Source organism: Psychrobacter sp. BI730, assembly GCF_013414195.1.
Classification (GTDB): Bacteria; Pseudomonadota; Gammaproteobacteria; order Pseudomonadales; family Moraxellaceae; genus Psychrobacter.
In genome coordinates, this window is record NZ_JAATTV010000030.1 from 1 (window position 1) to 7,325 (window position 7,325).

7 protein-coding genes are annotated in these 7,325 nt (G+C 35.9%); all 7 read right to left on the minus strand.

The genetic code is table 11. From position 1 onward, the window contains the following. Nucleotides 1-166: 166 nt before the first annotated feature. Nucleotides 167-832 (minus strand): HAD family hydrolase, encoded by a 666-nt coding sequence (locus tag HCZ91_RS13695; RefSeq protein ID WP_257020083.1) that lies wholly within the window; start codon nt 830-832, stop codon nt 167-169. Continuing rightward, nucleotides 822-1,568 (minus strand): 3-deoxy-manno-octulosonate cytidylyltransferase, encoded by a 747-nt coding sequence (locus tag HCZ91_RS13700; protein WP_179799781.1) that lies wholly within the window; start codon nt 1,566-1,568, stop codon nt 822-824. Before HCZ91_RS13700 ends, HCZ91_RS13695 begins: the two co-directional genes overlap by 11 nt. Nucleotides 1,569-1,573: 5 nt before the next feature. Further along, complete coding sequence (locus tag HCZ91_RS13705; RefSeq protein WP_179799782.1) at nt 1,574-3,169, minus strand: aldolase catalytic domain-containing protein; 1,596 nt, start codon at nt 3,167-3,169, stop codon at nt 1,574-1,576. A gap of 380 nt (nt 3,170-3,549) precedes the next feature. Then, complete coding sequence (locus HCZ91_RS13710; RefSeq protein ID WP_179799783.1) at nt 3,550-4,986, minus strand: hypothetical protein; 1,437 nt, start codon at nt 4,984-4,986, stop codon at nt 3,550-3,552. Between the two features lie 65 nt (nt 4,987-5,051). Next, complete coding sequence (locus HCZ91_RS13715) at nt 5,052-6,053, minus strand: hypothetical protein (RefSeq protein ID WP_179799784.1); 1,002 nt, start codon at nt 6,051-6,053, stop codon at nt 5,052-5,054. Nucleotides 6,054-6,227: 174 nt separating this feature from the next. Beyond that, on the minus strand, nt 6,228-6,503 hold the full coding sequence (locus HCZ91_RS13720; RefSeq protein WP_179799785.1) for a hypothetical protein: 276 nt from the start codon (nt 6,501-6,503) through the stop codon (nt 6,228-6,230). Nucleotides 6,504-6,508: 5 nt separating this feature from the next. Next, on the minus strand, nt 6,509-7,325 hold an 817-nt coding region (locus HCZ91_RS13725; protein ID WP_218870209.1), incomplete at its 5' end, for a hypothetical protein.

Consider the following 7,325-nt stretch of genomic DNA (forward strand, 5'->3'; position numbering starts at 1 on the left):
CAATGTTTTTGATAACTTGTGCTCGAAAATCTGCTGAGTAGGTCATCTTTTATATTTCTCTTTGCTTGGTTTAAAAGTATTGTACCTTTTATATTTTGGACTGACTATATACTAATTTTTTTTATCACTATTTAAGTACCTTACCAGCGTTATACTAAAACCGTGATTAATCAATACAACTTATATTATCCAGTACAATCACAGATGATTTATCACCAAAAAACTGCACATGATCATCAAACTCACTCCAATCAGTAACAAAGATAAAGTCAGTATCTCCAACGCTTTTGACAGCCGTATAGTCGTACTGACTGTCTCCAATAAAGACAGCAGGTGACTTAATGTTACCCTGCTCACGCTCGCGATTCATAATGACTTCCTTGCTATCAGGACTACCGAATATACCGCCGTCAAAAAACTTAGCAATATCACGCTCAGCAAATAACTCACGAAGCTCAGCTTGATCACCGCCAGATACAATCAGCCATATACTGTCTTTAGTTTTCTCTCGCAATTCATTTAAGCCGTCTGCTATCTGGCAACTCCGCAGACCTTTGTATACTTCTTCTGCATAGCCTGACAACAGATTGTCTAAATTTGGCTGATCCTTTGATTGAGCTAAATCATCTTCATTTAGGTTATCGATAAACCACTGAAACTTCTTATAACGAGAGATACCACCACGCTCTACATGATACTTGACCAAACGCTCTGCAGCAGCTTGGCCAAATGCTAAAGCCGTATTGTAGAATGCTTGAGTCTTGACTTTATTAGAGTTGAGCACCACGCCATCACAGTCGAAGATAATAGTTTTATAGTTATTAATCTCCATAACCATCCTTTCTCATTGCGCTTTCTACTGCTAAAACATCTTCTGCTTTATCAACGGCCAAACTACCAGGGTGTGTTTCATACATAAGAATCGACTTATCTGCTTCTAGAAAACGTAAAATCTCGATATCTTCACAGGCTTCTAATGTGCTTTTTCGACCAAAATCAGAAAACCATAAAAGCTCTTCTTTAGTAAAGGCATAAATACAAACCTGTTTTTTGTAACCGGTAGGTGCGTCTTTAGCTGCTTTAAAGCTTGGGATAGCACCTCTTGACATATACACTAGCTGATCACTTTCTGTGGTAATCACCTTTGGAATATCGACACTGTTAGGGTCTTCCGTTTGGCTTAACCAGCAATAGCCGTTAATAATAGAATCCATATTCTGTTTCTTTAACTCAACTGCTCGAATGATATCTTTAGGATTAATGATAGGCTCATCACCTTGCACATTGATATAAATATCTGCATCAATCTGTTTAGCAGCTTCTGCTAAACGATCCGTACCTGTCAAGCAGCTAGTAGATGTCATTACAGCCTGATAACCGGCACTAATTACCACATCAGCGATACGATCATCATCTGTGGCAATATACACGTTATCATGACCTACTGCTTTCTCAGATAACTCTGCGACCCACAGAATCATAGGCTTACCCAAGATATGGGTTAGAGGCTTACCAGGAAAGCGACTCGAGGCGTATCTAGCAGGGATAATTACAACAGCTTTTGTCATGTCATTTACATCGCATAGATGGATTGAGTAGGTAGATTATAAGTAGTGGGCGTAATTGCAGTGATTGCTAAGTCTGAGCACTCTTTATATAAACGTAATACTTTCTTCATCTCAATAGCTCTTGGGTCATCAGCACTATAACCATCAAAACCTGCAATCCAGATACGATTAGCTTGTCCCGAAGTGATCGCTGCTAAGGCATAGCAAACTACTAAAGAAGACGGTACCGTACAATAATTTTTCTGAAAAGCAAACTTGTCTTGTTCAACATGAATACCAAAATCTTTAATCTCTTTGTTAGAAAGTTGAGACTGTAAATCCTCCGGTAACATTGAAAACGGTGTGATGAGAGGCTGCGGTAATGATACATGCTCTTCTACATCTGCTAAAAGCCTCACTGGATGACAAGCAATACGATAGTCGATTAGCTCAGCATCAATACCTGTTTGGGTATTCAAAGCGATCACAACAGGCTGATGCGTTTTAATGTAGCTCTCCAAGGCATTTCTATGCCGTGAAACACCAGGACCCGCCCCTAATAGCAGCACATCACGATTAGCAAAAGCTTCTTGAGGAGACCAATTACCTTGTGGTTCGGTTGAATAGAACTCTCTTGCATTATTTAAAGTGGCAGTACTAAAACTCTTACCACCTTCATTACGCAAGTAATCTATAACGGCTAATAAGTCCTCTTCATCATAGCGACTATCTGCCATCATAGACTGGATATAAGAAGGATGGATGCCGTACTTGCCTGCTAAGAAATAGTATGGATTAGAGCCCCAACCATACTGGATTTGCATCGGCTTAAAGTACTTACGAATGATGGTCATCAATGGAACTAAGTTCGTTGGTTTACCACGTAGCTCTGCTACTTCTATAGCGAGCTCTTCAGTACGTGCGTTACCTGGACCACGACCCATACCTGTCACGGTAGCATCGACCCAAGTGACACCTTCTGATATAGCACGTAATGTATTCGATAGTGCCAAGTTTAAGTTATCGTGTGTATGAATACCTAGAGCACCATCCCAATGCGTACGTAACCAGCTAATAATTTTGGATACATCATCTGGCATCATACTACCCATGCTATCAGCAAAATAAAGCGCGTCTAAGGGATACTCTTTAGCAAGCTGTGCAAGCTTAATGACTTCTTCTTCGGTACGGTCAGCGATTTGCATGAGGTTAAAACCAACACGGTAGCCTTTGTCTGTTAGCCAGCTCACAGCCTGCAATGCCCCCTCGAATTCATATACATGACTGGCAATACGTACCAAATCTACTGGTGACTCATCCGCTGATACAGGAAAAAGTGCTTCTAGCACCTCCAGCTGAGGGGTGTCACCTACTAATTCAGATGCATTCACCATAACACCAACCGTTAAGCCATCAGGAATAGGTAGGCTATTAATGAAGTCGTCTGTGGTAAAGGCTGAGGCACCTTTAAAGCCGCTATTTTTTAATGAACGCAGACCAAGCTCGACTATATTGACCCCTGCTGCTGCCATCGCTTCTAGGTACTCTTCAATAACCTCTTGAGAGAAATCCCATGAGTTGTAATATCCACCATCACGAAGTGTGCAGTCTAATAAATACATATTTACACCTTATTATTTATACTTTTGGTTCCGAACTATAAACCTTTAAAGTTTAAGCCATTATTTACATTAAGACTAACCCCTTTTAAAGAGCGGGTCACCTTGATAGCTAACTCAACTCGACTGATTATATCTTTTAAAGATACTTTGATAGCACCTTTCTCGTTAAAGCGAACTCGTAGTTAAGAAAAATACTTCAGACTTAAAACTAATGTCTATAACTGTCTCTATCTTTAGGAATGTAAGGACAATTCAGCTCTTTGAGCTCTCTTACCTCTATGCAAATTTATGCGTCATTCTTATTGGCTTAAATCTTCTAATGGCTCTAGATAGAGTTACTGTATTTTCAATGTACAATACTCAAAAAACTTAAAATAGTATCATTTGCTAGAAATAACACGATAGTTCTTCTTAAAAAAACTTAAAAAATCCACTGCATTAATTGTATATGACACATTAAATATAGATTTACCCTGCCCTTCTTCTGCAAAGTCCTCGATTAACTCTCTAGGGAAAAAAATACTATTATGATGAATATGGCTATTTTTGGCTGAGGTATACATAGCTTGACTTACATGCAATACACCATTAGCCCTTGCTAACCTTGACGTCCATATAGATCCTGTCCCACCCGAACACACGTGGAAGTCTACTAAGTGTGCTACACCTACTTTATCAGAAGCTTTAGAATTTAATAAAGATATAAAGAAAGCCATTGGACAGGCCTTTTTTAAATCCATAAAAGCTATTTTATCATTAACGCTATACTTGTTTTCTACAGGGACGGCTTCATTATTATCAGTGATTGAAGCGGTTAGACCATCAACAACTACACATAATTTATGAAATGAAGAAAGATGACAGATCAATTTGGTGAAAATACTAACTTGGTTTTTTAATGATCTTTTTTCAGTAGATATACCAAGCCATAAAACGTAGTAACCATTTCTCTTTTTTTCTATAATTGTTTTGTGAAGTGAACTGCTATAGAACAAGTCATTACAATATGCATTAACTCTCTTATCGACAGACTCTACTAATAGCTTTACATCTCTATCTTTCTTGAAGCGGTGATAACTCATCCCCACTTTAAAAAAGACTAAGCCTTCTCTGTCAGTCAACTCATTTATTGCTAGAAAGTCAGCGTATATACTGTCACAGTTTTTAATATTGAAAAGACTACTAAGGTCTAAGAACCGACTACCTGATATCTCAATTGTTTTATACTGATACAGTATATTTTCTCTAGCTAAGAGCTCAGCCATGATAAGAGTATCGTAGAAATAATGGTAAGGCCTATTATTTCCCACTAAAATACCATTTATACTAGGAGATGATCTCCATGAAACTTCCATTGTATCCCTGGAAGCTATACTTCTACTAATAAATTTAGAAAGTAATCTAATGTTATCTCTAACATTCTTATTAGTTGCATAAGCTTCAGAAAAATAAATGTTAAATTTAGGGAAATAAATCCAATCACATGATGTAACTTCTTGAAAAATAACAAATATTACACCTTGATTATGTCCTATTAGTATATTCTTAGAGATACTAAGCATTACAGAGTAGCACACATTTAAGTCTATTTGCACTTCATCAGTATGATTTAAAGCGCTGCTAGAATCACTTCTCCTGGACTTTGCTTTTAGTAAATACAAACCAAACAACTTACTATTGGTGAATTTAACTATCTTCTCTATCTCTCTTTTTTCTTGGGAACTGATTATAGAACTCTGGGACCATTGCTCCTTCGATAAGAACTCACAGGTATTATCAATTGTATAGTTAATCCAATCTAAAACTGTATTCAACATAAAAGCTACCTTAAAGCTTTACAAAAACTATTAAATCAATAAGTGACCAGTAATCTTAGATTTTTCTAGTCTGTAAGATTAATTATAAGATTTAGAAAATCCTTTATACCGAAATTAATAGCATCTGGGCTTAAGCTACCTTGATCTAATTTTTGAGTAAAAATCTCATCGTAATTATAAGAATACCTATCGCATAATTTTCTATTACTCAGCTCATATATCTTTAAGATCTCATCCCTCTGCTCTTGACTTAAGATATTGCCTTTAATATCGTCTACAAACAACTTTTTATTTATTTTAGACAAGGTACCAGTTCGTTCTGTATTATTTTCTATCAAATTATGAACATTTATCAACCTCGCAATTTTCAGCATTCTAGGACTCCAAGATTCATTTTCAGACTTATCGTTGAAGCCACCTATAAGGTTATACATCTCATCATACAGACCTATTGACTTACAAAAATCAACTAATATATATTTTTTAACTAAATCATAAGGTCTTACAATTACTCGAGATGGATTTATGATAGAAGACCATACAGATATTATATGTTCGAAATTATAATACCAATCAGAGTTTTTATTATTATTATAGAATTTTTCTAAAGATAACTTACCGCCTGACTTTATATGAGTACTATACGCTGATGCAAGCAAATCATCCTGTCGACGAAAATAGTAAACTATATCTACTGTAGCATGCATATCTAGCAATATCTGTTTTAGAGCAGATACTCCTTCATCTCTCAGCCGAGATGAGAAATGTTCTGAACTTAGAATAATAGTATGAATATCTTCTCTTTTGTTTATCTCATTAATGAGAGGAGCCCACTCTGAATCAATCGTATACGCACCCACAACCTGATTTGGAGCAAACTCTAGGGGTCTACCCTGGTCAATTTCATGCAGAGGAGCGACTAATGAAGAGTGAGCCATACTATTAAAACCAATTTCGGGATAGTAAATCCCCTGGGTCATCAGTTCTTGACGACTTTTTTGTAGAAATCTTTGTATGAGTGTTGTTGCAGTTTTTTCCGACCCTATATGAACAATTAGTCTTTTCACCTAGTCACTCCTATAATTGTGATGATTAATAAGTGTTTGCTATATATCGCTTCAGATTCTAGGTAATTTAGAAAATACCCATAGAAACTCATAATATTGAAATTCTATATTATGGGTATAAAATACTACCTACTATTCTCTTAAAATAATCTAATAACTAGTTTATCAAGATGTTCACCTATCTTCTAGATCGGCAATCCTTCTATCTAGCTTAATTACCATATAAGCCAGTGTTTTAATTAGTTTATCTTGGTCGTAAACCCCTACTGGATAGCTATTAAGCTCTGACCGTTTAAGCTTGGGCTGTCCTTTTCTCATCATCAAAGCATTTACTTCATTTATAATATTCTTATGGTCATGAAACACTTCTTGAATATTATCAAGTGAGGGAAATCTTGTTTTCATATCCATATCTAAAAGAGTATTAAGTTCTTTTGTTTTGAAATCCATTCGTTTTAAAAAACTCCGAAAAAGTGACGGAGAAATAGGGCTTTCATTAAGAGAGTTATAGAGTGACCATAAATAAAACTCTTCCGAAGACGGTTAACATTATTTTTAGAGTTCTCAAGTTTTGGCTCTACAGTTTGGATTTGTAAGGTTTCTAAAAAATCTGTAAGAGCATCTTCTACAGCATCAAAATTCCTTATAAAAAAATCATTTCCAAATACTTCCTCCCATTGCAATAAACAGGAATAGCTGCTGTAGACGAATCTAGTTTTACAAAAATCTATATAGCCTTTTACAACCCCTCTATAAGTTTTATGCTTTATCCCCCACTGTGAATAAGCACTTACTGACAAGCTATCTAAATTACGGACATAAGCTATTACACATATCTTATAGTCTTTTCTTAATTCTAAAATTGCCTCAAGCACATTTTTATTTTTTAAGATAGACTCATTACTCCATAGTAATGTAGTGTTACGCTTTCTAGTCTCTAATGCACTATTCAAGGATTTAAAGATAATCGAATCTTTTGTGGGCACCTTATTAACATCTCTGAAAATCTGTTGACCGATTTTATTGTCGATTAAAGTCTCAAGATAGTAGTCAAGATACTGAATTCCCTGCTTACCAATATGCTCAGCGTTTCTTTTTAAAAACCTCTGAATAGATGTTGTGCCTGTTTTCCCTTGACCTATATGTACAACTAAGTCGTAACTATTAATATTTATCAATTGCTTACCCATATAATTAGGGCGTGTTGAACATTCATAATTTGAGCCAGATATAAGCACAAGCAAGAGCGACCGTATTTTCATAACTCTGCTT